We start from the raw sequence: 25,913 nt of genomic DNA on the forward strand, positions 1-25,913 counted from the left end.
CTGGTCGAAGGCGAAGGCCTTGCCACCGAAGTGCTTGGCCAGCACGTTGGTGATAGCGGCGGTCAGGGTGGTTTTACCGTGGTCAACGTGGCCGATGGTACCCACGTTAACGTGCGGTTTACTACGCTCAAATTTCTCTTTAGACATGATCGTCCCTCTAAACTAACGCTGAGTACGCGGTGGCAAGCCAACCACAGACAGTTTATTACATGCGGATGAAGTTGGTGGGAGCAGAGGTGGTGCTGATAGGCAGAGTCGAACTGCCGACCTCATCCTTACCAAGGATGCGCTCTACCGACTGAGCTATATCAGCATGTTGGAGCGGGCAGCGGGAATCGAACCCGCATCATCAGCTTGGAAGGCTGAGGTAATAGCCATTATACGATGCCCGCATTTCTCTAACCCAGATAACTCAAACCGCAGAGAAATGGTGGAGGGAGAAGGATTCGAACCTTCGAAGGCAGAGCCGTCAGATTTACAGTCTGATCCCTTTGGCCGCTCGGGAACCCCTCCGGTTAACCTGGTGTCGCAACGGAAATCATGCTTGCATCCGTTGTTTTGTCGTTTTTTTATACCAAAAAGCGACCGACAGCTAAGCGTCGCGCATTTTATTGTAAGCGACAGGGGGATGCAACTGTTGGACTAAGGAAGCGCATACGCCCCTTTTCAGGCAGCGCTCACCTCTCCCCTCCTTTTTCTTGTGGCGCCCGCTCGCCATGGTGTAAGGTCGCCCCTGCCCGGTAACCGATCGATGACATCATGACGACAGAGCACTCTCCCTATCTGCAATTCTCCCGCGACCAGTGGGCCATGCTGCGCGATTCGGTCCCTCTCACTCTCACTGAGCAGGATCTTCACACTCTCAGGGGCATCAACGAGCGAGTCTCTCTGCCCGAGGTCGAGGCCATCTATCTACCGCTGTCGCGACTCATCAACCTCTACGTCAAGGCCAAGCAACGCCGCAGCCGGGTGCTGGAGCAGTTTCTCGGCCAGTCCAGAGGCAAGGTCCCCTATATCATCAGCATCGCGGGCAGCGTGGCGGGCGGCAAGAGCACCACGGCGCGTATCCTGCAAGCTCTGCTGGAGCGCTGGCCGGAGCATCCCAAGGTCGAGCTCATCACCACGGATGGCTTCCTCTACTCCAAAAAGGAGTTGGAGGCGCGTGGGCTGATGCGTCGCAAGGGCTTCCCCGAATCCTATGACATCCGCCATCTGGTGGAGTTTGTGGCCAATGTTCGCGCCGGTCACGAGCGGGTCGAGGCCCCCGTCTACTCCCACCTCATCTATGACATCCTCCCCGATGAGACCAAGGTGGTCGAGCAGCCGGATATTCTGATCCTGGAGGGGCTCAATGTGCTGCAAAGCGGCATGGACTATCCGGAGCAACCGCACCGGGTCTTCGTCTCCGACTTCGTCGACTTCTCCATCTATGTGGATGCCGAGGCCGACCTGCTCAAGAGCTGGTACATAGAGCGCTTCCTCAAGTTTCGCAGCGGTGCCTTCGCCGATCCCAACTCGTACTTTCATCACTATGCCCAGCTCAGCGATGAGGAGGCCGTGGCGGTTGCCTCCGGCATCTGGCAGGAGATCAACTACGTCAATCTGGTCGAAAACATCTTGCCAACCCGGGAACGGGCCAACCTGATCCTGACCAAGGGGCGGGATCATGCGGTGGAGCAGGTAAAGCTTCGCAAGTAACCGGGACGAAAATAAAAAAGGTGGCCACGGCCACCTTTTTTATTGCGTTATAGCGACTTACAGCACCATGGCTGCGATCCAGCCAAACCCCAGCAGGGGGATGTTGTAGTGGATGAAGGTGGGTACCACGCTGTCCCAGATGTGATCGTGCTGGCCATCGGCATTGAGGCCGGATGTCGGCCCCAGAGTCGAATCGGAGGCCGGTGAGCCGGCATCACCCAGGGCGCCCGCCGCGCCCACCAGGGCGATGGTGGCCATGGGAGAGAAGCCCAGCTGGATGCAGAGAGGCACATAGATGGTGGCGATGATGGGCACGGTGGAGAAGGAAGAGCCGATCCCCATGGTGATGAGCAGACCCACCAGCAGCATCAGGAAGGCCGCCATCCCCTTGTGGCCCGCCATCAGGCCCGAGACCGACGCCACCAGGCTATCCACCCCGTGGGTTGCCTTCATCACGGCGGCAAAACCGGCCGCCGAGATCATGATGAAGCCGATGAGCGACATCATGCGCACCCCTTGGGTAAAGGCATCCTGACTCTCACGGAAGGGAATGACCCCACCCAGGGTAAAGATGACAAATCCGGCCAGGGCCCCCAGCACTATGCTGTCGGTCATCAGCTGCAGCCCCAGAGCCACGCCGATAGCCAGCAGGGCCACCCAGATATGGGCAAGGTTGAGCTCGGCGGACTCGGGTTCGGTCGCCAGAATCTTCGCCAGATCGTATTGGCGCGGCTTGCGGTAGGTGAAGAAGACCGCTACCAACAGGCCCAGGAACATGCCTCCAACCGGAATGCTCATGGCCAGGGGGATCTGCCCCGCCGTAACGGCCACCCCGTTATCGATCAGGTTCTTGGCCAGGATGTTGTTGAGAAAGATGCCCCCGAATCCGACCGGCAGCAACATATAGGTCGCAGTCAGGCCGAAGGTGATGACGCAGGCCACCTGGCGTCGGTCCATCTGCATCTGGGCCATCACGTGCAGGAGCGGCGGGATCAGGATGGGGATAAAGGCGATGTGAACCGGGATCAGGTTCTGGGAGGAGACCGAGACCAGCAGGATCGCCACCAGCAGCAGGCTCTTGACCCAAAGCACCCGGCTCGGGCTGGCCTCCTTGCCGAGCTGGCTGATCACTTTGCGGGCCAGCAGGTCGGTGATACCGGAGCGAGAGATGGCCACCGCAAAGGCACCGAGCATGGCATAGGCGAGGGCGATCTCGGCGCCACCACCCAGTCCACCGGTAAAGGTTGAGAGGGTTTCCCCCATGGAGAGGCCGCCCACCAGGCCACCGACGATGGCACCGATGCTGAGCGACACCACCACATTGATACGCAGCAGACTGAGCACCAGCATCAGGCTGACTGCGACAACAACAGGATTCATTGAACTTCCCTTCTTATGGACGCTGTCTGTCTAAAAAGGCGTCTAAGTTGGCCAATTGCGTGACGAATGTCTAGAAAAATCTGGCCCGCACTGTGGCGGGCCTGATGAAGGACAAGAAAACCGGAACAATGAGGCCACAAGCGGCTCTCAAAGGGGGCGCAACGAGAGCTCTCCCCCAAAAAAGAGGCGCTCGCCCTCCCCGGTCTCCAGACGCAAGGCTCCTCGCTCGTCGATACCCCTGGCCACCCCTCTCACCTCCTGCTCACCCATCAGCAGGCGCACCGGCTGCCCCTTGAAACAATCGAGCTGGTTCCAGCGATTGACGAACGAGGCGAGCCCCCCTTGCTCGAAACGCTGCATCGCCTGCTGCAGACTGCGGCCCACATGGGCGGCCAATTGGTTGCGATCGACCGGCTCCCGACGCACCTGCCGCAATTCGGCCCAGGGTTGATCGATCTTGTCGGCCTCACCATCGGGCATCGCCAGATTGAGGCCCACCCCGACCACCACATGGCAGAGTCCGCCGGCACTGCCGCTCATCTCCACCAGGATGCCGGCCAACTTGCGTCCCTCATAGTAGAGATCGTTCGGCCACTTGAGGGTCACGCCGGGATACCCCAATGCCTCCAGGGCATCGACCACGGCCACCCCCACCGCCAGGCTCAGCCCCATCACGGCGGCCATCCCCTGCTCCAGACGCCAGTAGAGGCTCAGGATCAGCTGACAGCCGAAGGGAGAGACCCAGGGCTTGCCACGGCGCCCGCGTCCGGCCGTCTGGCACTCGGCCAGACAGAGCGCTCCCGAGGAGAGGGACTCCACCCGATCCAGCAAGTATTGATTGGTCGAGTCGATGACCGGAAAAACCGACACAGGTGCGAGCGGCAGTTGTTGTTGCAGCCAACCTTGATCGTAGAGTGCCAGCGGCAGGGCGAGACAGTGGCCACGGCCGGTCAGGCTATAGACATCCAGCCCCAACGCCTTGAGCGCGGCGACGTGCTTGCTGACCGCGGCGCGGCTGATACCGAGCCGTTCCCCGAGCTGCTCCCCGGAGTGGAACTCGCCGTCGGCGAGGATCTCGAGCAATGCCTGGCGGATCGGAGTCAGGCTCATCCCATCACCTCGCGCAGGCTGGTTTCACCCCGAGCGCCCATGAAGCGCACCTCGTGCTCCAGCTCGACCCCGAAGCGCTCGACCACAGTGTCGCGTACATGTCGGGCCAGGGCCAGCAGGTCGTGTGCCGTGGCGCCTCCCCGGTTGACCAGCACCAGCGCCTGCTCCTGATGAACGGCGGCCTGACCGATGGCAAATCCCTTGAGACCACACTGTTCGATAAGCCAGCCGGCCGCCAACTTGGCCTGCCCCTCACCGGCCGGGTAGAGCGGCATGGACGGATAGATCGTCTTGAGGCCTTCGGCCAGGCCCAGTGCAACCACGGGATTCTTGAAGAAGCTGCCGGCATTGCCGAGCACCGCCGGATCCGGCAGCTTGGCCATACGCGTCGCACAGACGATGTCGAACACGGCCTGTGCACTGGCCTTGTCACCGAGGGCCGCCAATGGCCCATAAGAGAGCACCGGCTGCCACACCTTGGGCAGACGCAACCCCACGGCGGTAATGAGATGGCTCTCTTGATACTCATGCTTGAAGAGGCTGTCGCGGTAACCGAAACGGCAGTGGGACGCATCCAGCCGCTCGGTCTGACCGTCGCTCCAGCGCCAGGTATCGACATAGGCGCAGACGCGAGCCAGCTCAACCCCGTAGGCGCCGATGTTCTGCACCGGGGCGGCACCGACACAACCCGGGATCAGGGCCAGGTTCTCGAGTCCCGCCATCCCCCGCTCCAGGGTAGTGCGTACCAACTCGTGCCAGTTCTCGCCGGCCGCCACATGCAGCAGCCAGCTCTCCCCCTCATCCACCACCTCGATGCCACGCAGGCGGTTGAGCACCACCAGCCCGTCGAAATTGCAGGTGAACAGCACATTACTGCCCCCCCCCAGTACCAGGCGCGGCTGGCCGGCCCAGTGTGGGTCGCACCGCAGAGCCTCCAGATCATCGCTCGTCTCCAGCGTGGCCAGCCAGCGGGCGGTGGCGGGAAGGGCGAGGGTGGTGAGATCGCACAGGGAGGCGTGTTCTTGCAATTTCATGGTGGTTCAGATCCGGCTTGAGCGAGGCGCCAAGTCTACCTCAATTGGTTGGTCACGGAAAAATTGCTGCCGCTTTTCCTCCCCACCCCCATTGGATTAGAGTAACTGTTTCACGCATCAAGAGAGTCTCGCATGAACACTCAGTTTGCCGTCATCGGCCTGGGCCTCTTCGGCAGCGCCCTGTGCGAAGAGCTGGAGCATCAGGACGCCCAGGTCCTCGCCATCGACATCGACGAGAGCCGGACCCGCCAGGTCGCCACCTTCTGCAGCCATACCATAGTGGCCGATGCAACCGATGAGGCAACGGTCGCGGAGTTGGGGTTGGCCGACTACGACATCGTCTTCGTCGCCATCGGCGATAACCTGGAGACCAGCATTCTCACCACCCTCGTCCTGAAGGAGGCCGGGGTCAAGAAGGTGTGGGTCAAGGCACGCGACAAGTTTCACGCCAAGATCTTGCAGAAGGTAGGGGCCGACAAGGTCATCAATCCGGAATGGGACATGGGACGCCGCGTCGCCCAGAGCATGCTCGACAACCGGCTGTTCGACTATCTGGAGCTGGGTCATAACATGGTGCTGACCGAATTCGTCATCGGCCTGCAGCAAAACGGGCGCTCTCTGGGCGATCTTCACCTGCTGCAGCAGAGTGACTTCCAGCTGCTCGCCATCAAGCGGGGGGAGCAGTTGCATAACGTGCTGACCGGCAAGATGGAGCTGGCCCTCGGCGACATCCTGATCCTGGCGGGTAACAAGCACGCCATCGACCACTGGCTGGAGACCCTATGACGCCCCTCTGGCGCAGCAGCTTTACCTTCAAGTTGCAACAGGAGGAGTCACGCTGGAGCGAAGCCAAGCTGATCCTGGGCAGTTTTCTGGCCATCTTGCTGGTCGGAACCCTGTTTCTGGTGCAGCCCTCGAGCCACGACGGCCAGGTGAGCGTCGTCAACGCCCTCTTCACCGCGACCTCGGCCATCAGTGTGACCGGTCTGGGGGTGGTCGACACGGGGAGTGCCTTCACCCTGCAGGGGCAAATCATCCTGTTGCTCCTGATGGAGATTGGAGGCCTGGGTCAGATGACCATGACGGTCCTGCTGCTGGCCCTGCTCAGCAAGCGGGTCAGCCTGCGCCAACAGGTACTGGCCAAGGAGGCACTGGGCCAGGAGGGCTCCATCAACATAGTGCGGCTGGTCAAACGCATCATATTGTTTGCCTTCATCGCCCAGCTCATCGGCACGGCCCTGATGGCCATCCGCTGGGTGCCCGAGATGGGATGGAGCCACGGGCTCTATGTGAGCTTCTTTCATGCCGCCTCAGCCTTTAACAACGCTGGCTTTTCCCTCTTTTCCAACAATCTCATAGACTATAGGGACGACCCCCTCATCAGCCTGACCATCGCCGGGCTGCTGATCCTCGGCGGAATCGGCTTCACCGTCATCGTCGACATGGTGCGCAAACGCCGCTGGCGACGATTCAAGTTGCACACCAAGCTGATGCTGGCGGTGACTCCGCTCCTGCTGCTGGTCGGGACCCTGATGTTCTGGCTGCTCGAGCACAACAACCCGGGCACCCTGGGGCAAGCCCCCTTCAGCCGGCAGATGCTGGCGGCCTTCTTCCACTCGGCCAGTGCCCGTACCGCCGGATTCAATACGGTGGATATCGGACACTTCACTCCGGCCGCCCTGCTCTTCATGATGGTGCTGATGTTTATCGGCGCCGGCACCTCCTCCACCGGGGGGGGGATCAAGGTGACCACCTTCGCGGTCGTCATGCTCTCTACCCGGGCGTTTCTGACCAAACAGCCCCACGTGACCGCCTTCGGTCGCACCATAGGCCCCCAGGTGGTAACCCGCTCCCTCGCGATCATCATCGTCAGTACCATGGTGCTCTTCCTGGCCATGTTCTTGCTGATGATCACCGAGTCATTACCGTTCGATAAGGTGATGTTTGAAGTGGTCTCGGCATTTGCCACAGTCGGCCTCTCGACCGGTATCACCGCCTCCCTGAGTGAACCGGGCAAACTGATCCTGGTGCTGGTGATGATCTGCGGTCGTCTCGGCCCCCTGACCCTGGCATTTATGCTGGCCAGACCGGTCGCCACCCGCATCAAGTATCCGGAAGAGAACGTTCACACCGGGTAACTACTCCCCCCGGCGCCTGGCAGCCAGCCAACGCGCCGGGGTCACCCCCTCCTCCCGCTCGAATGCCTTGGCCAGGGCGCCACTTCCGCCGTAACCCACCGACGGAGCCACCAGCTTGATGGGCATCCCCTCGAGCAACAGACGCTGAGCCCGGTTCAGCCGCCACCGGGTGAGATAGGCCAGCGCAGGCATCCCGACCACCTCATGAAAGCGCACCGCAAAGCGAGCTCGGGAGAGGTGGCAAAGACTCGCCAGTGATGCCAGGGTCCAGGGGCGCTCGGGCTCTTCATGCATCGCCGCGATGGCGGGAGCCAACCTGATGTCTGCGAGACCGGCCAGTATCCCCCCCCGGTAGAGTCCGGCCCCCTGTATATGGCGCAACAGATAGACCAGCAACAGATCGACCAGTCGACCGAGTATCGCCTCACGCCCTTGGGCCTCACCAAAGGCCTCATCAAACAGCAGCTGCAGGAGAGGGGCCAGGGCAGGGAGCTCCCGCAGCGGCAGCAACAGCTGATCGGGCAGGGCTGAGCGCAGTGCAGAGGCTCCCTCCTCCCCGAAATGCAGGCTGGCACACACCAGATCACAGCCACCCAGGGTTCGTGGTATCAGACGATGGTGACACGGCACGGGATAGAAGATCAGGGTTGGCTCCTGCAACAACAGGGGAGGCTCCCCCTCCCGATGCAGCATCAATTCACCGGCTCGCAGCAGGTGGAGTTGTCCACCCGAAGGGTAATCCTCGCTATGGCTCTCGCCACAGAGGCGACCGGCAAAGAAGAGGCTGGCATGGGCACTGGAGTGAGCCAATAAACGGGAAAAAGCATCCATAACGATACGACTAAACCTTTTTGCTGGACTATTAACGACTAGTCGTTCTGTTTAACCGGGCATTATCTCCTCTGTCAACCACACACGCAGGAGATAAAAATGACTCGTATCGCACCGGTTCAACAACCCGACGGCCGTGCGGCCACCACCCTGGACGCCCTGCGCCGACAGCTCGGCATGGTGCCCAACCTCTATGCAACACTGGCCCACTCCCCGACGCTGCTCGATGCCTATCTCGCCTTCGCCGATGCCTTGAGCAAGGGACAACTGACTCCCCGTCAGCGCGAACAGCTGGCGCTGGCGATTGGCCAGGCCAATCGCTGCCAATACTGCCTGTCGGCCCACACCCTGATCGCCGGCAAACTCGGCCTGACCCAGGATGAGATACGCCGGGCCCGACTGGGACTCGCTGATGATACTCGCGACCAGGCGTTGCTGCAGCTGGCGATCGCCCTGGTGATCCAGCGTGGGGAGCTCAGTGACAAGCAACTGGCAGAAGCCCGTGAGGCCGGCGTTGACGACCCTCTGCTGCTGGAGGTGCTGGGGCAGGTAACCCTCAATACCCTCACCAACTATGGCAACCATCTGGCGGGCACCGAGGTGGACTTTCCTGCCGTCGACCTGACTCCTTGAGGTAGCACTATGGGAAGAGAGATTGGATATCTGATCTCCCTCGGCGGGGTCGTGTTGACCCTGCTGTGGATCGGGATCTTCAAATTCACACCGACCGAGGCCGAGGCCATTCGTCCCCTGGTCGAGAGCCACCCTCTGATGAGCTGGCTCTATGGTCCCCTCTCCACGCAGGGTGTCTCCAACCTCATCGGGCTACTCGAGATTCTGGTAGCGGCGGGTCTGATTGTGGGCCTTCACTACCCTCGTATAGGCTACTGGAGCGGCTGGGGGGCGACCGTTATCTTCACCACCACCCTCACCTTCCTGCTGACCCTGAGTGGAGTCTGGAAGATCGTGGATGGCGTCCCCGTGACCGAGTTCTTTATCTTCAAGGACCTGGTCTTTCTCGGCGTCGCCATCACCACCATCATTCGCTGCCGGACCACCTAGGCACGGCGCCAGCGATCAGGCCGCCACCGCCTTGGCGGGTCGCTTGGTTCCCTTGCGCCGGGTGAAGCGGCGCTTGGGGGCCTCCCCCTTGGGCAGGGCGCGAAAACCGGCCCCGTCACTGTGGCGGGCGTCGTCGATAAGCTGGCGCAGCTGCGCCTCGAGTGGCCCCATGAAGTGCTGGTAACTCTCCTGACGCTCGCCGATACGCCCGAGCGCCTGCTCCCACAGGGCCGTCATGTCCGGACGGCTGGCGCTCTCGGGCAGGGCGGTGATGAGGGCATGGCCGGTCGGAGTCGCCTTGATGCTCTTGCCCTGGCGGGCGAGGAAGCGGCGCTTGAACAGGAGCTCTATGATACCGGCCCGGGTCGCCTCGGTGCCGAGGCCATCGGTATCGCGCAGGGTCTTGCGGATCTCCGGATCCAGCACGTAACGGCCGATACCGGTCATGGCGGCGAGCAGGGTGGCATCGGTAAACGGCTTGGGGGGTTGGGTCATCTTTTCGAGCAGCTCACCCCGCTCACACTGCACCGCCTCCCCCTCGCACAGGGCGGGCAGGGTGCCCGCCTTCTCCTCATCGTCATCCTCCTCCACCCCGAGCAGGCTTTTCCAGCCCGCCTTGAGGATGCGCCGCGCCTTGGCCTCGAACAGTCCCCCCTGAATTCGCACCAGCACCCGGCTGTCGTTGTACTCGAACGGCGGATAGAACTGCATCAGGTATTGGCGCGCCACCAGGGCGTAGAGCCTGGCCTCGTCCCCCGACAGAGTCGCGGGGTTGCCCCCCTTCTCGGTCGGGATGATGGCGTGGTGGGCATCCACCTTGCTGTCGTTCCACGCCTTGCTGCGCAGCCGCCCGTCGACCTGCCCGACCGCCGCCGCCAACTGGGGCGCCGTGGTGGCGATCGCCTGGCGCACCCGCTCGGCGCGACCATAGTGCTCCACCGGCAGGTGGCGACTGTCAGAGCGGGGGTAGGTGATGAGCTTGTGGCGTTCGTAGAGGGCCTGGCAGATATCGAGCACCCGCTTGGCGTCCATGCCGAAGCGCTTGGCGGCGTCGATCTGCAGGCTGGAGAGGTTGTAGGGAAGCGGCGGCGCCTGCCTCCTGGCCTTCTCGTCGACCGCCTCAACCTGACCGCTCTGACCATGGATGCGGGTCACCACGTTCTCGGCCAGCTTGCGGCTGAGCACCCGCCCCTCTTCGTCCTGCCACGGCTGGCACGCCTCGGAGGGCAGCCACTTGGCGGTGAACGGCTCGCCCGCCGCGCTGCGCAGGTGGGCCAGCACCTCGAAGAAGGGCTTGGGCACGAAGGCGGCGATCTCCTGGTCCCGACGCACCACCAGCCCGAGCAGGGGGGTCTGCACCCGCCCGACCGAGAGCAGCTGGTCACAGCCCGCCTTGCGTCCCACCAGCGTATAGGCGCGGGTCATATTGATACCGTAGAGCCAGTCGGCACGGGTGCGCGCCAGGGCCGAGACCGCCAGGGGTACGAAGTCACGGTTGTCGCGCAACTGCTCCACCGCCCGGCGCACCGCCGGCGGGTTCATGTCGCTGATGAGGCAGCGGCGAACCGGCTTCTCCTTGGGGTAACCGAGGTAGTCGATCACCTCATCCACCAGCAGTTGCCCCTCCCGGTCCGGGTCACCGGCATTGACCACTTCGTCGGCCTGTTTGATGAGCCGTCGTAGCACCGCCAGCTGCCCCTTGGTCTTGGCCTTGGGGTTGAGCTGCCAGCGCTCGGGCACGATCGGCAAGTGCTCCATGCGCCACTGCTTGAAGGCGGCGTCATAGGCTTCGGGCTCGGCCTGCTCCAGCAGGTGGCCGATGCACCAGCTCACCACATCACCCTGGGCGGTCTCGATGTAGCCCTCTCCCTTCTTGTGGGGCTTGGGCAGTATGTCGGCAATGGCTCGCCCCAGACTGGGCTTCTCGGCGATGAAGAGTCGCATGACGGATCACTCACAATACTGTATATGCGAACAGTATATGAAGGCGCCGGGCAAACACCAAGTCTCAGTCGTCACAGGGCTGCTGGTGCAGGGCCCGAAACAGGCGCTCCTGATTGAGGACAGGGGCATAGGCGAGTGCCCCCTGCGCCCCCTGAGCCAGCAGATAATCGGTCAGCTGATCTCTCACCACGGCGCTGAGGGCTTCGCGCTGCCAAGGCTTGGCCACATAGTAATCGAGCCCGCCGCGATTGACCGCCGCTATGGTCGCCTCTAGCCCGGCCTGTCCGGTCAACAGCAGTTTGCGACTGGCCTGGGTGCTCTCTCGCCCCTTCAGCTCGATCAGAAAGTCGACCCCTGCCATGCCTGGCATGATGTGATCGCACAGGATCAGGGCCAACTTGCCACCCTCTTCCTCCCACTCCTCGATCACCTGCCGCGCCTCTTCGGCACTCTCGGCCCCCTCCAGCTCGACGTGGCTGCGCAGGAAGGCAAGATCATGGAGCACGGCGTCAAGCACCTCCCGCTCGTCGTCCACACACAGGATCAAATAGGTTTTATCGTTCATGCTTCCTCCTTGGCCAGTGGCCCGGCGATCGGCAACCAGACCCGCATACAGGTACCACTTCCCGGGGTCGAGCTCACCTCAATCCGCCCGCCGTGCTGCTGGACCACCTGGCGGCAGATGCCGAGCCCGATGCCGAGCCCGAAGTGCCCCTCCCGCTTGGTGGTGTAGTTGAGCTCAAAAATCTGGGTCAGCTGTTCCGGTGCTATGCCGCAACCACTGTCCTCGATCTCGATACAGATCCACTCATCCCCTTCCCTGCGTCCCCGCAGCAGGATCCGGCCAGGTGCCTCCATGGCATCGAGGGCATTGGCCAGCAGATTGGTCCACACCTGTTGCAAGGCGCCGGGATAACCACAGACAGGAGGGAGCGGCTGATACTCGCGGATCACCTCATGCCCCTTGAGGCGATTGTCGAAGATGATCAGGGTATCCTCCAGCCCCTCCAGCAGATCACACTGGCTGGGCGCCTCGCCATCCTGCCTGGCAAACTGCTTGAGCCCCCGCACCAGATCGCCGATGCGCCGGCCACAGACGGCGATGTTGCGCAAAAACGTACCCGCCTGGTGAAACTGCTCGAGACGCGCCAGCAGCTCATCCCGCTGCGGTCCGTTGAGGTTGGCAAACCAGCCGAGCCAGCTCGCCTCGTCATCGAGCTGCATCTGCACCGCCAGCCTGGCCTGCTGACGGTCACCAAAGTGCCCCTCAGCCTTGCGCGTCCGCTCCCGAACGGTGCTGGTCGACAGGGGCTGTACCTGCAAGGCGTGACAGAGGGTGAGATTACCCAGGGTCTTCTGCTCCGGCGCCAGCTCAAGATTGATAAGATCCGGCACCAGCTCGCTCAGGGTCTCGCTGCCACGCAGGATGGCCGAAACCGGATTATTGAGCTCGTGGGCGACCCCGGCTACCAGTTGGCCCAGCATCACCATCTTCTCGTTCTCCACCAGCTGCCGATAGGCATCATCCAACGACTGCAAGGTGCGCTGCAGGGCCATCTTGGTACGGATGCTGTGCTGGAGGCGGCGGTTAAAATGGCGCAGCAGCAGATGAGTGAAAGCCGGCAACAGATCGCTGCGTGCCCGCATCACCTCGGCAAACTGCCGCTTGTCGAGCTTGATCACCTCGGTCGGGGTGAGGGTCACCCCTGTGGTAAAGGCGGGTTCGCCGGTCACAAACGACATGCCACCGACCAGAGCCCCGGCCTGGTGACGCACCACCTCACGCTCGACCCCGCTCTCGTCGCGCTTTTGCAGCACCACCTCACCGCTGGCGATAAACCAGAGAAATTCGTTGCGCTCTCCCTCCCGGGTCAGCAAGTGCCCCGGGCTGTAGCGGCGACAGGCGTGGTGTTCGTCCCGCTCGGCAAAGAAGCGATAGAGACCGTCGATCACCCGGCGCGAGAGGGCACCATCGTCGTAGCGCGTGAAGTCCATGAAGTCTTCACCGTATTCCGCCAGCTTGCGGGCCACATGGGCGTCGAGCAGGGGGGCCGGTGCCAATACCCGGGCATAGTCGAGCAGGTCGAGACCGGGGTGCTGCAGCACAAACTGGCTACCGAGTTCCCGCACCCGCAGCCGCAGAGACTCCCCTGCCAGCTCAGGGGTCAGGCAGAGCAGACGACACTGACCGTAGAGAGGAGCCAGGGTGGCGACCTCTCCCTGCCACTGGGGATCGTGCAGCAGCAGAGCCGGCACCTGATCCCGCGCCGCCAATTCGGCCAGCTGGGCGCTGAGTTCCCCCAGGGAGCCAGCTCCGATCAGAGAGAGATGGGAGGAGAGAGTGGCAAGATCACCCAATAGCCGCTCGCGCCGCATCGGGTCGGAAGAGAGACAGATCAGGACAAGCGCGGGCATGGCATGACTCCAAATGGATTCATTCACACACTATCAATAAAGAGGTAGTTGTTTTGCGAGTCAGTTAACAGCCAGGGCAAGATCGACCCAAACCAGGCGATGATCCGAAGAGCCCCCCTTACCCTCTCCCCCAACCGGATCGACCACCAGTTCGTAACCCGGCTCACCCACCGCCGGCCAGAACACCCCGGAGCCCAGCACCTCACATTCGCGCGACGGCAACACATAATCCAACCGCAGGGGGCGAATGTGGGTCCAGTTGGCGGGCTCCCCCCGCAGGCCATGCCCCCGCGCCCTTGCCAGGCTGGCGGCCCCCGTCGAGCGGGGTGCCTCCTGACAGGCGGGATGGATCCTGCTGTGCGCCAACAGTCGCTGCATCATGGTTCGCCCCCCATCACCATCGGCAGGGTCGGCGTTGAAATCACCCAACAGCACGAAGGGATCGGCGCAGACACCGCCACGAACGCCGACATCGTCGACCAGGTAGGGAGCACCATCGAGGTAATCGAGGAAGAGGCGCAGCTCATCGTGATTACGGCGGCGGTTAAACTCGTTGATGATGGGTGGGGTCGGATGCATGGCCAGCAGGTGTAGCCGCTGTCCCCCTATCTGAAGCGGAACATCGATGTGGTTCTTGGAGGAGAGGCGCAGACCATCGCAAGCAGCTTCCGACAGGGCGGCGGGCAACAGGGAAGAGGGCATGTCACGCCAGCGGAAGTGGCGAAACGAGCGGATCGCCTCGGGGACCAGCGGGAACCGCGAGAGCAACGCCATGCCGTACTGGCCATGAAAGTCTCCGAAACCATAGCAGTCACGGGGTGGACGGATCTCCCCATCGCCGTCCAGATCGAAGGGGAGCCGCTCTCCGGTGTTGGTCGGAATGAGCCAGCGATGGTCATAGGCAATGGGGTTTTCCCCCTCCTGCGAGACACCGAGATAGTGACGCACAAAATCATCCAGCCCACGTCTGTCATGCCCCTCACCATCATGATCGAACTCGCACAGCAGGATCACATCCGGGCGGATCCGCTGGATGATGGCGGCCACCCGGCGGATCTGGGGATGATCTCCCCTGGCCATCTGCCGGTTCAAGCCACCCGGGGCGGGACGATCGAAGGCCACATTGAAGGTTGCCACACGCAGCGAGGTCATGGCAGCGCCTCGCGCTCACTCTCCTGATCGGCCGGGTCTGCCTCCCTGTCGACGCTGATGCAATTTTTACCGCGCCGTTTGGAGGCATAGACCATGGCATCGACCCTGGCCAGACACTCCTGGGCACTCCCTCCCTGCACCCGGGCGAGTCCGCCACTCAGGGTGACCGACAAGCCGGCCTCCCGCCAGTGCAGCAAGGAGACCTCGAGGCGCATATCCTCCATCATGCCCCTGGCCAGTCGCTCCTCCTCCACCAGCAGGATGAGCACCAGCTCCTCCCCCCCGTAGCGGCAGAACCAGCCGTGCTGGTTGAACAGCGCCATACCGGTCTGGGCCACCCGTTTGAGCACGACATCGCCCGTCTGATGGCCATAGGTGTCGTTGACCTGCTTGAAGTTATCCAGGTCCATCATGCCCAAGAAGAAGATCTGACCGCTCTCCAGCAGACTCTCCAATTGCTCGTCAAAGTAACGCCGGTTGTAGAGGCCGGTCAGCTTGTCCAGATTGGCCTGTTGCCGCGCCTCCTGATAGTCCTGTCCCACCGCTACCAATTCGGCGTAGACATGGGTCAGTTCGCGCATCTGCTCCACCGGCACATCGCTCGCCTCACTGCGGGCGGCACGGATCACGCTGCTGATCTCATCGGTCATGCGCCGGAAGTAGCGGCTCCAGGCCAGCGCCACGATGAGGTAGAAGAGAGAGGCCAGCGCCACCACCCCCAGCACATTGAGCAGAGCACTGCGCCGGGTCTGCTCGATCTGGGCGGTCGGCAACACGCTGACCAATGTCCACCCCTCTCTGGAGAGGCGCATGTAAGAGACGAAGAGCTGTGCCCGGTTGTCGACAAACTGTCCCTCTGCCTGGGTCATCCGACCCAGCCAGTCGGGGTGCGCCATCGGTTGAAGCAGGAGGCGGGTATCGGGGTAGGCCACCAACTGTCCGGCCGGGTTGACGATCATCTGGCGACTGTCGAGACGGCTGGAGTGCCCCTGCAGCACCTGCGAGAGGCGGTTAAGCACAGTATCCACCGCAAACACGGCCCGCACCCGGCCGCTCTTGTCCGGTAGTGCGCGCGCCATGGCCATCACCAGCTCACCGCTGATGTAGTCGTAGTAGGGATCGGTCCAGACGATACGATCGGGAGCGGCCACCGCCTTGAGATACCAGGGACGTAGACGGGGATCAAACTTGTCATCGGGCACCCACTCGGGGGTGATGAAGATACGCTTCTGCTCCGTTCCCACATAGACATACTTGAGATCCCCACGCAGGTTAAAGAAGCTCTGCCAGTCTCGATAATACTCGGCAAGCTGTCCCGCCCTGGGGTCGAGAAAGTCATGATAATCAATGTTTTGATAGAGAAGCAGGAACTGACGCTCCAGCTCTTCCAGATAGGGCTCGACATAGATGGCGCTGAACTTTCGGTTCTCGTCGGTCAGTTGACGAGAGAGCTCGTTTTGCATCAAACGGGTGACATGCAGGTAGTAGAGAGCACCGAGTAACAGCACCGGAATGAAGAGCAGCAGCAGAGCCAGCCGCATCCGACTGACCAGGGACCAGGAGCCCCTCCCTGTTTGGGTGTCCTCCAAGCGATAGCTCTCCGTGCTCGTAGATGATGGCCTGTTAACCGAGAGAATAACAGCCCCTCCCCCGACCTGTCCAAACGCCTCCGGCCTTCCCTCCCGCGGGCGTCAAGTAGTAAGCTCGTGGAGGTTTCCGGGTTTCATGGATGAAACGATGCACTCTAATCTGATGTTATTAATGGCCGCCGCCATCTGGGGGATGGGCTTCGTCGCCCAGCGCCTCGGCATGGACCATATGGGGCCCTATACCTTCAATGGCCTGCGCTTCCTGCTCGGCGCCCTCTCTCTGTTGCCTCTCCTACTCTGGTTACGGGTCCGCCAACCAAGCCATCCGGCTCCCGTCAAGAGCCTGCTGACCGGGGGACTCCTGGCCGGCGGGGTGCTGTTTGCGGCCGCCACCCTGCAACAGGTGGGACTGCTTTATACCACGGCGGCCAAGGCCGGCTTTATCACCGGCTTTTACATCATCATAGTTCCTCTGCTCGGCCTGCTACTGCGCCACCAGACCGGCGTCAATACCTGGGTAGGTGGCGCCGTGGCACTGGTCGGGCTCTACCTGCTGAGCGTCACCGATGACTTTTCCATGAACGTTGGGGACCTGCTGCAGGTCGCTGGAGCCCTCTTCTGGGCCATCCACCTGCTGGTGCTCGATCACTATTCGAGCCGGGTCGCCCCGATCCGGCTGGCCGCGGTGCAGTTTCTGGTATGCGGTCTGCTGAGTCTGGCGATGGCTTTTCTGCTGGAGGTGCCAAGTGTGGCGGGGGCGGTCGCCGGCTGGCAGGCGCTGCTCTATGCAGGCCTGATCTCGGTGGGAGTGGGTTACACCCTGCAGGTACTGGGGCAACGGCAGGCTCATCCGGCCCATGCAGCCATCATCCTCAGCCTGGAGACGGTCTTTGCCGCCATCGGAGGAGTCCTGCTACTCGGTGAGCATCTGGATAGCCGGGCTATGTTGGGCTGCAGCCTGATGTTGGTCGGCATGCTGCTCTCCCAGATCCCGCTACGCTGGCTCTGGAAGTCGCGCCGTGACCATATCGCCATACAGAAGTAGAGGAAGAGCGGTATAACAAGGGGGCAGCTTGCCCCCTTCATCACTTAGCCACGGCTGACAGTGAGGGAGCCGAAGCTCTGGGCCACTGGCATCAGCTCCACGCTGTTGATGTTGACGTGGGGCGGCTGCTGACTGATCCATAGCACCGTATTGGCGATATCTTTGGGCCGAATGAATGCCACCCCCTGATAGACGGCCGCCGCCTTGGCATCGTCCCCGTGGAAGCGCACATTGGAAAACTCGGTGCCGCCACACAGACCCGGCTCCACATTGGTGACACGCACCGGCGTTCCCGCCAGATCGGCACGCAGATTCAGGCTGAACTGCTTCACGAAGGCCTTGGTAGCGCCGTAGACGTTACCGCCCGGATAGGGATAAGTGCCGGCGATAGAGCCGATATTGATCACATGTCCCTGCTGGCGGGCTACCATGCCAGGCAGCACTAGCCGGGTGATCCGGGCCAGACCGGTGACGTTGGTGGCAATCATCTGCTCCCAGTCATCCATATCGGCCTGGTGAGCCGGTGCCAGACCCAATGCCAGGCCGGCATTGTTCACCAGCAGATCGATCCCGGACCACGCCTCCGGCAGGCCTGCGATGGCAGCCTGGGTCGCCTCCTTGTCCTGGATATCGAACGCCAGGGGCAGAAAGGCCTGACCCAACTCCTGCTGCAACCCGGCCAGCCGCTCGACGCGCCGCCCCGTGCCGATCACCTTCCATCCCGCCTGCACCAGGACCCGACTGATGGCCTCACCGAATCCGGACGAGGCACCCGTAACCATTGCAATCATCGCGATCCTCCTTGTCTAAAACGCCACACCTTAAACCATGACAGCCTCAATAAGGAAGGCACCCCGAGGCATGCATCCCCTTGCCTGCACAAATAACGTCGATCCGCCCCTCCCCGGGGTCACCGACTGGTCACGATGAACGGATCCTCGCCATATAGAGGGTGTCGGTCAGCTCTCCGTTGCGCAGGCCATAGGCCCGGGCCCGCCCCTCCTCCACAAATCCCGCCTTGCGGTAGAGGGCCTGCGCGGCCTCGTTGTCGGCCCAGACGGTGAGCTCGAGCCGGGTGATCCCGAGCCACTGCTCGGCCAGATCGATGGCTGCCGTCAGCAAGGCAGTGCCGACCCCACGCCCGGCCCAGTCGTCACGCACCGCCATACCGAGGCTCGCCACATGGCGGCGGCGGGGGTTGGTCGCCAGCCACAGGGTTAGTCCCCCCACCACCATCCCCTCGCACTCGGCCAACAGGGGGTAGGCTCCCTCCTCCGGTTGCAACCGCTGCTGCCAGTGATGCAGGGAAGGAAAAGGGAGTTGCAGGGTGCCGGCCTGGGCCTTGGGCATGGCGTAGACATCGCGCAGCGCGGCGGCATCCTCAGGCCCCGCGCGACGAATGGTGATGGACATAGAACCTCCTTGGTGAAGGATCATCATGCCCCATTGGGGCCGTGTGGCACAGACCCCAAAAAGAAAACCGGAGCCTAAGGCTCCGGTTTTGCAGTTCACTCCGATCAGGCCATCAGGGCACCCAGACTCAGGGCGATCGTGATCAACACGGTCAGGATAGCGAGCAGCGGCGCCACCCACTTGAGCCAGCGCACATAGGGGACGCGGGCGATGGCCAGGCCACCCATGACCACGGCGGAGGTCGGGGTCACCAGGTTGACGATACCGGAGGCGGACTGGTAGGCAGTCACCACCAGGTCGCGGCCCACGTTGGCGAAGTCAGCCAGCGGCGCCATGATCGGCATGGTCAGCACGGCCAGACCGGAGGAGGAGGGCACCAGGAAGGAGAGCACCACTTCCAGCCAGTACATGACGTTGATGAAGACCACGGTGGAGAGGCCACTCACCATACCCTCGGCACTGTGCAAAATGGTGTGGGTGATCATCCCCTTGTCCATGATGACCACGATACCGCGGGCGATACCTATGATGAGGGCCACGCCGAGCAGGTCACGGGCACCGTCGATGAAGTTGGAGGTCAGTTGCTCCTCACTCATGCGGGAGATGAGGCCAACGATGATGGCAGAAGCCAGGAACACGCCGGAGATCTCGGCCATCCACCAACCCAGCACGGCCACACCGTAGATCATCACACCGAAGGAGCCGGCAAAGATAGCCAGAACGATCTTGCGAGTCATGGTGAACTCGAGCATCTCCTGGCCCTTGTTACCGAGGAAGTGGGCCTTGTTCTCTTCCATCTTGTCGGCCACCAGGGAGCGACTCGGATCCTGGCGCACCATCTTGGCATAGCGCATCACGTAGGCAACGCAGATGACCCAGCCAACCAGCAGGATGGCAACACGCAGCCAGATACCGTCGGTGAAGGGGATGCCGGCGGCGTTGGCGGCAATGACGGTGGCGAACGGGTTGATGGTGGAGCCCAGGGTTCCGATACCGGCACCCAGCAGTACTGTCGCGGCGGCGACGACCGGGTCGAAACGGGCAGCCATCATCACCGGCACCAGCAGGGTGTAGAAGGGCAGGGACTCTTCGGCCATGCCATAGATGGTGCCGCCGGCGGCGAACAGCGCCATCAGGATGGGGATCATCCACTCCTCGCGGCCACGCAGACGATCGGTCACGCGCTCGATACCGGCATCGATGGCACCGGTCTTGGTGACGATACCGAGGAAGCCGCCGATGATCAGGATGAACAGGGCGACGTCGATGGCACCGGCTTCATAGGTTTCATGGTTATAGAGGCCATCGACCGGGGCCAGCAGCACATCGACCAGCCCCTGCGGGTTGGCGTCGACCTGCTTGTAGGTTCCGGCTACCGGGACTTCTTTGCCCAGTGCCTCGTTCATGGTCATTTCGTATTTGCCGGCCGGCACAACCCAGCTCAGGGCGGCCACCAGGGCGATCAGCACAAACAGAATTGTGTAGGCTGACGGGAACTTGAATTTAGTCATGATTCAGCGTCCTTCTGTGTGGTAGTCCATGGGGCAGCCTTTATGGGTAGGGCTTGGAGGTATGATGCCGCCTTCACATGGGGAAAAGCCGGGGGTTTCCCCCCGGCACCACTACTGCGACCTTAGTCGCCCAGCGTAGCAACCATCACTGCCTTGATGGTGTGCATCCGGTTTTCGGCCTCGTCGAACACGATGGAGTGCTCGGATTCGAACACGTCCTCGGTCACTTCCAGGCCCTTCATGCCATATTTATCGGCCACTTCCTTGCCCATGGTGGTCTCATCGTTGTGGAACGCCGGCAGGCAGTGCATGAACTTCACATCCGGGTTCTTGGTGGCGTTGATGACGTCCATGTTGACCTGATACGGGGTCATCAGTTTCACCCGCTGATCCCAGGCTTCTTTGGCTTCACCCATGGATACCCAGACGTCGGTGTAGAGGAAGTCCGCACCCAGCACGCCCTCTTTCACGTCTTCAGTCAGAGTGATGCGGGCACCGGTCTCTTCGGCGATCTGGCGGCACTTGGCAACCAGCTCCTCTTCCGGCCAGAAGGCCTTGGGAGCAACCAAACGGATGTCCATGCCCATCTTGGCGGCACCGACCATCAGGGAGTTACCCATGTTGTTGCGGGCATCCCCCAGGTAGGCGAACTTGATCTGGTCCAGACGCTTGCCCTTGCCGTGCTCCAGCATGGTCATGAAGTCGGCCAGGATCTGGGTCGGGTGGAACTCGTTGGTCAGGCCGTTCCATACCGGCACACCGGCATAGGCGCCCAGCTCTTCCACGATCTCCTGACCATAGCCGCGGTATTCGATACCGTCATACATGCGACCCAGTACGCGGGCGGTGTCCTTCATGGACTCCTTGTGACCGATCTGGGAACCGCTCGGGCCAAGGTAGGAGACCTGAGCGCCCTGATCGAAGGCGGCGACTTCAAAGGCACAACGGGTACGGGTAGAGGTCTTTTCGAAGATCAGGGCGATGTTTTTACCAACCAGGTGCTTGCGCTCGTAGCCACCGTATTTGGCCTTCTTCAGGTCGATGGCGAGATCGATCATGTACTGGATTTCGCGCGGGGTGAAATCGAGCAGTTTCAGGAAGTTACGATTACGCAGATTAAAAGCCATGATGTGTTCTCTCTTATTTATCTGGTTCAGACCAATGGGCAGTAGGGTTTGACTACGCAGTTACAGTTTCTTTGGCGACGATATTGGTGCCGGCTTCTCCCTTGAGGATGGCCACACCATCTTCCAGGGAACCGATTCCCACCATGCCGCCGGTCGCTTTCACAAACTCGCAGGAGGCGTCGATCTTCGGCCCCATGGAGCCGGCATCGAACGGAATCTCGGCCAAGGCTGCCGGGGTAGTGGCACGCAGCGGACGCTGAGTCGGCTTGCCCCAATCCAGGTAGACGGCATCGGCGTCGGTCAGGATCAGCAGGGCGTCGGCCTTGATCTGCTTGGCCAGGTAGGCGGCAGACATGTCTTTGTCGATGACGGCCTCAATGCCGTTGAGACGCTCTCCATCCCAGGTCACCGGGATACCACCACCGCCGGTGCAGATCACCAGGTGCCCCTGGGCAATCAGGGATTCGATGGCATCGCCTTCGACGATACGCTGGGGCAGCGGAGAGGGCACAACACGGCGGAAGAACTTGCCGTCAGCCTTGACGACCCATCCCTTCTCGGCAGCCAGGTGGCGAGCCTCACTCTCTTCGTAGACAGGACCGATAAATTTGGTCGGATTGGTGAACGCCGGGTCTTCGCTGTCGACCTGCACCTGGGTCAGCAGGGCGGTGACGTTGCGGCTAGGCATCAGGTTCTTCAGCTCCTGAATCAGCATGTAGCCGATCATGCCCTGGGACTCGGCGCCCAGCACATCCAGGGGATAGGGAGAGACCTTGGTGTAGGCGCTGTTCTGCAGGGCCAGCAGGCCGACCTGGGGTCCGTTTCCGTGTACCAGCACCACATTGTGCTCTTCGGCGATGCGGGCGATAGTCTTGGCGGCAGTTGCAATATTCTTACGCTGGATGTCAGCCTCGAGGGGTTCTCCGCGACGGAGCAGGGCATTACCACCGAGGGCGACGACGACAGTTGGTTTCTTCATGGTTCGTATCTCTAATGGGTTCCTGGCTGGGCGCCCGCTCCGGGCGCCCTCGCTCACTCTCAGATGCCGTCACGTTCCATCGGGCAGCTCATGCAGCGGGCACCGCCGCGGCCACGGCCGAGCTCGTCACCCGGAATCGGCAGTACCTTGATGCCGGCCTTGTCGTACTTCTCGTTGGTGTAGGTGTTACGCTCGTAACCCACGACCACACCCGGACGCACAGTCAGCACGTTGTTGGCATCGTTCCACTGCTCACGCTCGGCTTCGAAGCTGTCGCCACCGGTGGTGATGAGCTTGAGCTGATCCACACCCAGCGCCTTCTCGATGGCGTGTACGAAGTAACCCTCTTCCTTCACGCGCAGACCGGCACTGCCTTCCGGAGTCAGAGACCAGCACTTGACGTCCTTGCGGATGACTTCCGGATAGACGGAGAAGGTGTCGATATCCATGTGAGTCATTACGGTATCGAGGTGCATGCAGCTGCGGTGCTTCGGCAGCTCCATGGCGATGACCTGCTTGGCCTGGCCGCTCTTGAAGAGGCCGCGAGCCAGGTGCTCAACCCCTTGCGGAGTGGTGCGCTCGGACATACCAATCAGCACGGCACCACGGCCGATGACCAGCACGTCGCCCCCTTCGATGGTGGACTGGTCGTAGTCCTTCACCTCGTCACCGAAGTACTTCACGAACTCCTGATTGGCAAACATGGGGTGCCAGCGATAGATGGCGCGCACGTTGTTGGTCTCACGACGGCGGGCAGCCTTGGCCATCGGGTTGATGGAGACGCCACCATAGACCCAGCAGGAGGTATCACGAGTAAAGAGATGGTTGGGCAGCGGCTCGATGATGAAGTCGGTCGGAGCGTGCATGCCGGCAACCATGTTGACGCCGCTGAAGGGCATCTCACCGTAGGTCAGACCGCCGGAGAGAATACGGGCCATCTCACGGTGGGGCAGGTCGGCCAGGTAGCAGCGTACGTCATTGGCAAATGAAGTGCCGAGGCGATAGTCGGAGACCTGATTCTCCAGCAGCCAGGCCTTGGCTTCGGGTACATCCAGCGTCTCGGTCAGCAGATTGGTGAGGAGGAATACTTCGACACCCTGATCACGCAGCACCTGGGCAAACTTGTCGTGCTCCTGGCCGGCGCGCTCGACAGACAGCACGTCATCGAACAGCAGATCCTGGCAATTGGAAGGAGTGAGGCGCTTCAGGCTGAGGTTGGGACGATGAAGCATGACGCGACGCAGTTGGCCAACTTCAGATCCGACAAAGAATTTACTCATGGTGATATTCCGTCCTAGCAGTGGTCCTTGCGAGTGAATGAACAGAATCCTTCTATTCATGCTCGTGGCGTCGGCGGGATATGTTGTATGTAGGGTAGTAGGCTTGTGCTCTATCCTGCCTTTGCCTTTCGAAGCGAAGATTAGTCCTGCCATGGAAGGTAAAAATAGAGCCAGGTCACATTCATTCCAGCATGAATAAAATTGGCTCTTATTCTTTGACAGGGGTATCAGAATCTCCTTTTAATCATCCCGACACCTCGTTTTTAAATGCAGTTATTTCGCCATAAATCCCAATCAACCCACAGAGCCATGGCCGAATACTATCGATTCACCACATTATGAACACGGAAGCAAAAAGAATAAAATCAATAAGATATATATACAGGCCCTTACTGCACGCCAACCGAATTCACTAAAAGTGAATATTCAGGCTAGTCAATTTTGGAATATGAGTAGATAAATAGTCACAGGCCATGGATTATCGGAATAATTATTTTAATGACCTCGATCAATGAAACGGCGCCATGTCAGATATGACGCCATTCTCACAGGAAATTGAAAACGCTTGCATTGACATCAATATGCAATATCAGAGTGGCTTATCCCTCTCCTTTGACTACCACTTACGAGCTAGACAGATAGGCACTTTTTTCATAACCAGAAATTTCGCATTCCGGCTTGTCAGGGAGGTAGCCTCGGCTTAACTCATATGTGATCCAGATCACAAGGAGTGAGCCATGTTAAGGATCTTCACACTGCTTATGATTGCCATAAGCCTGAGCGGGCAAGTTCATTCGGAAGGAGCCCCGGCGATGCCTCTGCAACTCTGCCAGCTGGCAGGTCAGGCGCAGCCACAACTGGTGCCTCAGTATGTATGCCTATGGCATGGAGAGCGCCACTAGTCGTGATGAGGGGGCGCCGGCCCCCTCTCTCTTGTCGGTATGGCAGCTCTTTCTATACTCAGATAAGTGACCGACGATGAGGGAATACCATGATCCTGCTGGTAGGAGGTGAGAAGGGAGGAAGTGGCAAGAGCTGCCTGGCTCAGAATATTGCAGTCCTGCTCAGGCAACGCTTCCATGGGGAGGTGCTATTGGTCGATTGTGATCCACAACGCACCACATCGGACTGGATCCAGGAGCGCAACGACAACCCGGATCTCGTCCCCATCAACTGCGTTCAGCTCTACGGCAATATCCGTAACGATCTGCTGAGCCTGAAGAACCGCTACGACTACGTGATCGTCGATTGCGGCGGGCAAGATAACCGGGCGCTGCGTTCCACCATGGCCGTGGCGACCCATGCCCTGATCCCTCTCAGACCCAAGCGGCGTGACCTCAAGACACTTCCCCACATGGAAGATCTCATCACCACCTGCAAGATGGTCAACCCGAATCTCAAGGCGGCCGTCGTACTCAGTCAATGCCCCTCACTGCCCAATCAGGTGAAACGGATCCTCGATGCCAAAGAGGTATGTTCAACTTACGGTGTCGACGTGCTACACGCCATCACCTATAGCCGCAATGTCTATGATGACAGCGAAGAGAAAGGACTCTCGGTAGTAGAGATAGATCCGGATGGGAAATCGGCCGAAGAGATTCGTGCCATTGCCAGAGAGCTGCTCGAAGTGGAGGTTTGATATGGGACTCTCTGATCTCAAAAAGAAGCATGACCTGCATCACCAGAAACGCTTCACCATCGATGAGTTCATCGAAGATGCAGAGCTATATGCGAGGGGAAAGCCCAGAGTCGTGAGCCTAGAGAGAAGCCTGGCCTCAACCTGGGCCTCAGAGTTAAGCGGTCTGGATGAACGCCGCGGCCAAGCCCACTTCCATAAAGCCACCTTTACTCTGACCCATAATGTGATCGAAGAGCTCAATGACATGATGCAGGATGATGGGCTCAACAAATCCCATCTCGTCCGTCTATTCACCCGCTACTTCGCCACTCTCAGCCAGGAAGAGCGCCAGCTAATCTATGAACGAATGGGATTGAAACCGGGATAGCGAATATAATCCGACCCCTTCAACAATCCGGCAACGCCACTGCATCGGTACAGCCCGAGTATAAAGAAAAAGCCCGGTCTTTCGACTGGGCTTCTCTATTCAGGCTGCGTGGCCGCCACGCCAGCGGCTGATGCAGAGGGTACAGCCCGAGCGCCTTCAACCGTCTGGCGACGCCATATAGCTAACTGCACCAATGCAA

General features: G+C 61.0%; 24 protein-coding genes and 3 tRNA genes. 8 read left to right on the forward strand and 19 right to left on the reverse strand.

Translation table 11 applies throughout. From position 1 onward, the window contains the following. From BN1133_RS19850 to BN1133_RS16635, 4 genes are all read right to left on the reverse strand, one after another. On the reverse strand, positions 1-147 hold a 147-nt coding region (locus tag BN1133_RS19850), incomplete at its 3' end, for a GTP-binding protein (protein WP_231686273.1). Between the two features lie 90 nt (positions 148-237). Further along, a tRNA-Thr gene (locus tag BN1133_RS16625) sits at positions 238-313 on the reverse strand. 4 nt (positions 314-317) lie between these two features. Continuing rightward, positions 318-392, reverse strand: a tRNA-Gly gene (locus BN1133_RS16630). A gap of 36 nt (positions 393-428) precedes the next feature. After that, a tRNA-Tyr gene (locus BN1133_RS16635) sits at positions 429-513 on the reverse strand. 246 nt (positions 514-759) lie between these two features. Here BN1133_RS16635 and coaA point away from each other — a divergent pair. After that, positions 760-1,698 (forward strand): type I pantothenate kinase, encoded by a 939-nt coding sequence (gene coaA / locus BN1133_RS16640; protein ID WP_050667582.1) that lies wholly within the window; start codon positions 760-762, stop codon positions 1,696-1,698. Positions 1,699-1,755: 57 nt separating this feature from the next. Here the strand turns inward: coaA and BN1133_RS16645 are convergent, their stop codons facing one another. From BN1133_RS16645 to murB, 3 genes are all read right to left on the reverse strand, one after another. After that, on the reverse strand, positions 1,756-3,078 hold the full coding sequence (locus tag BN1133_RS16645; protein WP_050667583.1) for a Na+/H+ antiporter family protein: 1,323 nt from the start codon (positions 3,076-3,078) through the stop codon (positions 1,756-1,758). A gap of 147 nt (positions 3,079-3,225) precedes the next feature. Next, positions 3,226-4,188: a bifunctional biotin--[acetyl-CoA-carboxylase] ligase/biotin operon repressor BirA gene (gene birA, locus BN1133_RS16650; protein WP_050667584.1), complete on the reverse strand. Its 963-nt coding sequence runs from the start codon at positions 4,186-4,188 to the stop codon at positions 3,226-3,228. Further along, the gene (murB, locus tag BN1133_RS16655; RefSeq protein WP_050667585.1) at positions 4,185-5,222 is read right to left on the reverse strand and encodes a UDP-N-acetylmuramate dehydrogenase; all 1,038 of its coding nucleotides are present in this window, start codon (positions 5,220-5,222) and stop codon (positions 4,185-4,187) included. The genes birA and murB overlap by 4 nt, the downstream gene beginning before the upstream one ends. Before the next feature lie 132 nt (positions 5,223-5,354). Between murB and BN1133_RS16660 the strand changes: the two genes are divergently transcribed. After that, positions 5,355-6,008, forward strand: coding sequence for a potassium channel family protein (locus tag BN1133_RS16660; protein WP_050667586.1), 654 nt, complete (start codon positions 5,355-5,357; stop codon positions 6,006-6,008). Beyond that, positions 6,005-7,360 carry a TrkH family potassium uptake protein gene (locus BN1133_RS16665; RefSeq protein ID WP_050667587.1) on the forward strand — a complete coding sequence of 452 codons (1,356 nt, stop codon included), beginning with the start codon at positions 6,005-6,007 and terminating at the stop codon, positions 7,358-7,360. Before BN1133_RS16660 ends, BN1133_RS16665 begins: the two co-directional genes overlap by 4 nt. Here the strand turns inward: BN1133_RS16665 and BN1133_RS16670 are convergent, their stop codons facing one another. After that, on the reverse strand, positions 7,361-8,191 hold the full coding sequence (locus tag BN1133_RS16670) for a helix-turn-helix transcriptional regulator (RefSeq protein ID WP_050667588.1): 831 nt from the start codon (positions 8,189-8,191) through the stop codon (positions 7,361-7,363). 99 nt (positions 8,192-8,290) lie between these two features. Between BN1133_RS16670 and BN1133_RS16675 the strand changes: the two genes are divergently transcribed. Next, on the forward strand, positions 8,291-8,824 hold the full coding sequence (locus BN1133_RS16675) for a carboxymuconolactone decarboxylase family protein (protein WP_050667589.1): 534 nt from the start codon (positions 8,291-8,293) through the stop codon (positions 8,822-8,824). 9 nt (positions 8,825-8,833) lie between these two features. Beyond that, positions 8,834-9,253 (forward strand): DUF417 family protein, encoded by a 420-nt coding sequence (locus tag BN1133_RS16680; protein ID WP_050667590.1) that lies wholly within the window; start codon positions 8,834-8,836, stop codon positions 9,251-9,253. A gap of 15 nt (positions 9,254-9,268) precedes the next feature. On the opposite strand, the gene BN1133_RS16685 is transcribed toward BN1133_RS16680, so the two are convergent. From BN1133_RS16685 to BN1133_RS16705, 5 genes are all read right to left on the reverse strand, one after another. Continuing rightward, positions 9,269-11,197 (reverse strand): DNA topoisomerase III, encoded by a 1,929-nt coding sequence (locus BN1133_RS16685; protein ID WP_050667591.1) that lies wholly within the window; start codon positions 11,195-11,197, stop codon positions 9,269-9,271. Positions 11,198-11,261: 64 nt separating this feature from the next. Continuing rightward, positions 11,262-11,762, reverse strand: coding sequence for a response regulator (locus BN1133_RS16690; protein WP_050667592.1), 501 nt, complete (start codon positions 11,760-11,762; stop codon positions 11,262-11,264). Continuing rightward, positions 11,759-13,612 (reverse strand): ATP-binding protein, encoded by a 1,854-nt coding sequence (locus tag BN1133_RS16695; protein ID WP_224161315.1) that lies wholly within the window; start codon positions 13,610-13,612, stop codon positions 11,759-11,761. The genes BN1133_RS16690 and BN1133_RS16695 overlap by 4 nt, the downstream gene beginning before the upstream one ends. A 60-nt stretch (positions 13,613-13,672) precedes the next feature. Next, positions 13,673-14,764, reverse strand: coding sequence for an endonuclease/exonuclease/phosphatase family protein (locus tag BN1133_RS16700; protein ID WP_050667593.1), 1,092 nt, complete (start codon positions 14,762-14,764; stop codon positions 13,673-13,675). Then, on the reverse strand, positions 14,761-16,353 hold the full coding sequence (locus BN1133_RS16705; RefSeq protein WP_231686287.1) for a sensor domain-containing diguanylate cyclase: 1,593 nt from the start codon (positions 16,351-16,353) through the stop codon (positions 14,761-14,763). Before BN1133_RS16705 ends, BN1133_RS16700 begins: the two co-directional genes overlap by 4 nt. Before the next feature lie 148 nt (positions 16,354-16,501). On the opposite strand from BN1133_RS16705, the gene BN1133_RS16710 reads away from it, so the two are divergent. Next, a complete protein-coding gene (locus tag BN1133_RS16710; RefSeq protein WP_050667595.1) occupies positions 16,502-17,398 on the forward strand; it encodes a DMT family transporter in 897 nt (298 codons plus the stop codon). 44 nt (positions 17,399-17,442) lie between these two features. Here BN1133_RS16710 and BN1133_RS16715 read toward each other — a convergent pair whose 3' ends face one another. The 6 genes from BN1133_RS16715 to arcA all read right to left on the reverse strand — a co-directional run bounded on the left by BN1133_RS16715 (position 17,443) and on the right by arcA (position 23,708). Beyond that, the gene (locus BN1133_RS16715; RefSeq protein ID WP_050667596.1) at positions 17,443-18,189 is read right to left on the reverse strand and encodes an SDR family oxidoreductase; all 747 of its coding nucleotides are present in this window, start codon (positions 18,187-18,189) and stop codon (positions 17,443-17,445) included. A 130-nt stretch (positions 18,190-18,319) separates the two neighbouring features. Continuing rightward, positions 18,320-18,811 (reverse strand): GNAT family N-acetyltransferase, encoded by a 492-nt coding sequence (locus BN1133_RS16720; RefSeq protein ID WP_050667597.1) that lies wholly within the window; start codon positions 18,809-18,811, stop codon positions 18,320-18,322. A gap of 104 nt (positions 18,812-18,915) precedes the next feature. Further along, positions 18,916-20,322 carry a YfcC family protein gene (locus tag BN1133_RS16725; RefSeq protein WP_050667598.1) on the reverse strand — a complete coding sequence of 469 codons (1,407 nt, stop codon included), beginning with the start codon at positions 20,320-20,322 and terminating at the stop codon, positions 18,916-18,918. A 122-nt stretch (positions 20,323-20,444) separates the two neighbouring features. Further along, positions 20,445-21,449 carry an ornithine carbamoyltransferase gene (argF, locus tag BN1133_RS16730; RefSeq protein WP_021231476.1) on the reverse strand — a complete coding sequence of 335 codons (1,005 nt, stop codon included), beginning with the start codon at positions 21,447-21,449 and terminating at the stop codon, positions 20,445-20,447. Between the two features lie 52 nt (positions 21,450-21,501). Continuing rightward, on the reverse strand, positions 21,502-22,428 hold the full coding sequence (arcC, locus tag BN1133_RS16735; RefSeq protein ID WP_050667599.1) for a carbamate kinase: 927 nt from the start codon (positions 22,426-22,428) through the stop codon (positions 21,502-21,504). 59 nt (positions 22,429-22,487) lie between these two features. Continuing rightward, positions 22,488-23,708, reverse strand: coding sequence for an arginine deiminase (arcA, locus tag BN1133_RS16740; RefSeq protein WP_050667600.1), 1,221 nt, complete (start codon positions 23,706-23,708; stop codon positions 22,488-22,490). A gap of 991 nt (positions 23,709-24,699) precedes the next feature. Here arcA and BN1133_RS16750 point away from each other — a divergent pair. Further along, positions 24,700-25,347, forward strand: a complete 648-nt coding sequence (locus BN1133_RS16750; RefSeq protein WP_050667602.1) for a nucleotide-binding protein — start codon at positions 24,700-24,702, stop codon at positions 25,345-25,347. Position 25,348: 1 nt separating this feature from the next. After that, complete coding sequence (locus BN1133_RS16755; protein WP_050667603.1) at positions 25,349-25,714, forward strand: hypothetical protein; 366 nt, start codon at positions 25,349-25,351, stop codon at positions 25,712-25,714. Positions 25,715-25,913 lie beyond the last annotated feature (199 nt).

Source organism: Aeromonas schubertii (assembly GCF_000820105.1).
GTDB lineage: Bacteria > Pseudomonadota > Gammaproteobacteria > Enterobacterales > Aeromonadaceae > Aeromonas > Aeromonas schubertii.

Excerpts from the sequence above, each read along its gene's own strand:
- coaA (WP_050667582.1), top strand. The coding sequence starts at position 760 with ATGACGACAGAGCACTCTCCCTATCTGCAATTCTCCCGCGACCAGTGG.
- BN1133_RS16645 (WP_050667583.1), bottom strand. The coding sequence starts at position 3,078 with ATGAATCCTGTTGTTGTCGCAGTCAGCCTGATGCTGGTGCTCAGTCTG.
- birA (WP_050667584.1), bottom strand. The coding sequence starts at position 4,188 with ATGAGCCTGACTCCGATCCGCCAGGCATTGCTCGAGATCCTCGCCGAC.
- murB (WP_050667585.1), bottom strand. The coding sequence starts at position 5,222 with ATGAAATTGCAAGAACACGCCTCCCTGTGCGATCTCACCACCCTCGCC.
- BN1133_RS16660 (WP_050667586.1), top strand. The coding sequence starts at position 5,355 with ATGAACACTCAGTTTGCCGTCATCGGCCTGGGCCTCTTCGGCAGCGCC.
- BN1133_RS16665 (WP_050667587.1), top strand. The coding sequence starts at position 6,005 with ATGACGCCCCTCTGGCGCAGCAGCTTTACCTTCAAGTTGCAACAGGAG.
- BN1133_RS16670 (WP_050667588.1), bottom strand. The coding sequence starts at position 8,191 with ATGGATGCTTTTTCCCGTTTATTGGCTCACTCCAGTGCCCATGCCAGC.
- BN1133_RS16675 (WP_050667589.1), top strand. The coding sequence starts at position 8,291 with ATGACTCGTATCGCACCGGTTCAACAACCCGACGGCCGTGCGGCCACC.
- BN1133_RS16680 (WP_050667590.1), top strand. The coding sequence starts at position 8,834 with ATGGGAAGAGAGATTGGATATCTGATCTCCCTCGGCGGGGTCGTGTTG.
- BN1133_RS16685 (WP_050667591.1), bottom strand. The coding sequence starts at position 11,197 with ATGCGACTCTTCATCGCCGAGAAGCCCAGTCTGGGGCGAGCCATTGCC.
- BN1133_RS16690 (WP_050667592.1), bottom strand. The coding sequence starts at position 11,762 with ATGAACGATAAAACCTATTTGATCCTGTGTGTGGACGACGAGCGGGAG.
- BN1133_RS16695 (WP_224161315.1), bottom strand. The coding sequence starts at position 13,612 with ATGCCCGCGCTTGTCCTGATCTGTCTCTCTTCCGACCCGATGCGGCGC.
- BN1133_RS16700 (WP_050667593.1), bottom strand. The coding sequence starts at position 14,764 with ATGACCTCGCTGCGTGTGGCAACCTTCAATGTGGCCTTCGATCGTCCC.
- BN1133_RS16710 (WP_050667595.1), top strand. The coding sequence starts at position 16,502 with ATGCACTCTAATCTGATGTTATTAATGGCCGCCGCCATCTGGGGGATG.
- BN1133_RS16715 (WP_050667596.1), bottom strand. The coding sequence starts at position 18,189 with ATGATTGCAATGGTTACGGGTGCCTCGTCCGGATTCGGTGAGGCCATC.
- BN1133_RS16720 (WP_050667597.1), bottom strand. The coding sequence starts at position 18,811 with ATGTCCATCACCATTCGTCGCGCGGGGCCTGAGGATGCCGCCGCGCTG.
- BN1133_RS16725 (WP_050667598.1), bottom strand. The coding sequence starts at position 20,322 with ATGACTAAATTCAAGTTCCCGTCAGCCTACACAATTCTGTTTGTGCTG.
- argF (WP_021231476.1), bottom strand. The coding sequence starts at position 21,449 with ATGGCTTTTAATCTGCGTAATCGTAACTTCCTGAAACTGCTCGATTTC.
- arcC (WP_050667599.1), bottom strand. The coding sequence starts at position 22,428 with ATGAAGAAACCAACTGTCGTCGTCGCCCTCGGTGGTAATGCCCTGCTC.
- arcA (WP_050667600.1), bottom strand. The coding sequence starts at position 23,708 with ATGAGTAAATTCTTTGTCGGATCTGAAGTTGGCCAACTGCGTCGCGTC.
- BN1133_RS16750 (WP_050667602.1), top strand. The coding sequence starts at position 24,700 with ATGATCCTGCTGGTAGGAGGTGAGAAGGGAGGAAGTGGCAAGAGCTGC.
- BN1133_RS16755 (WP_050667603.1), top strand. The coding sequence starts at position 25,349 with ATGGGACTCTCTGATCTCAAAAAGAAGCATGACCTGCATCACCAGAAA.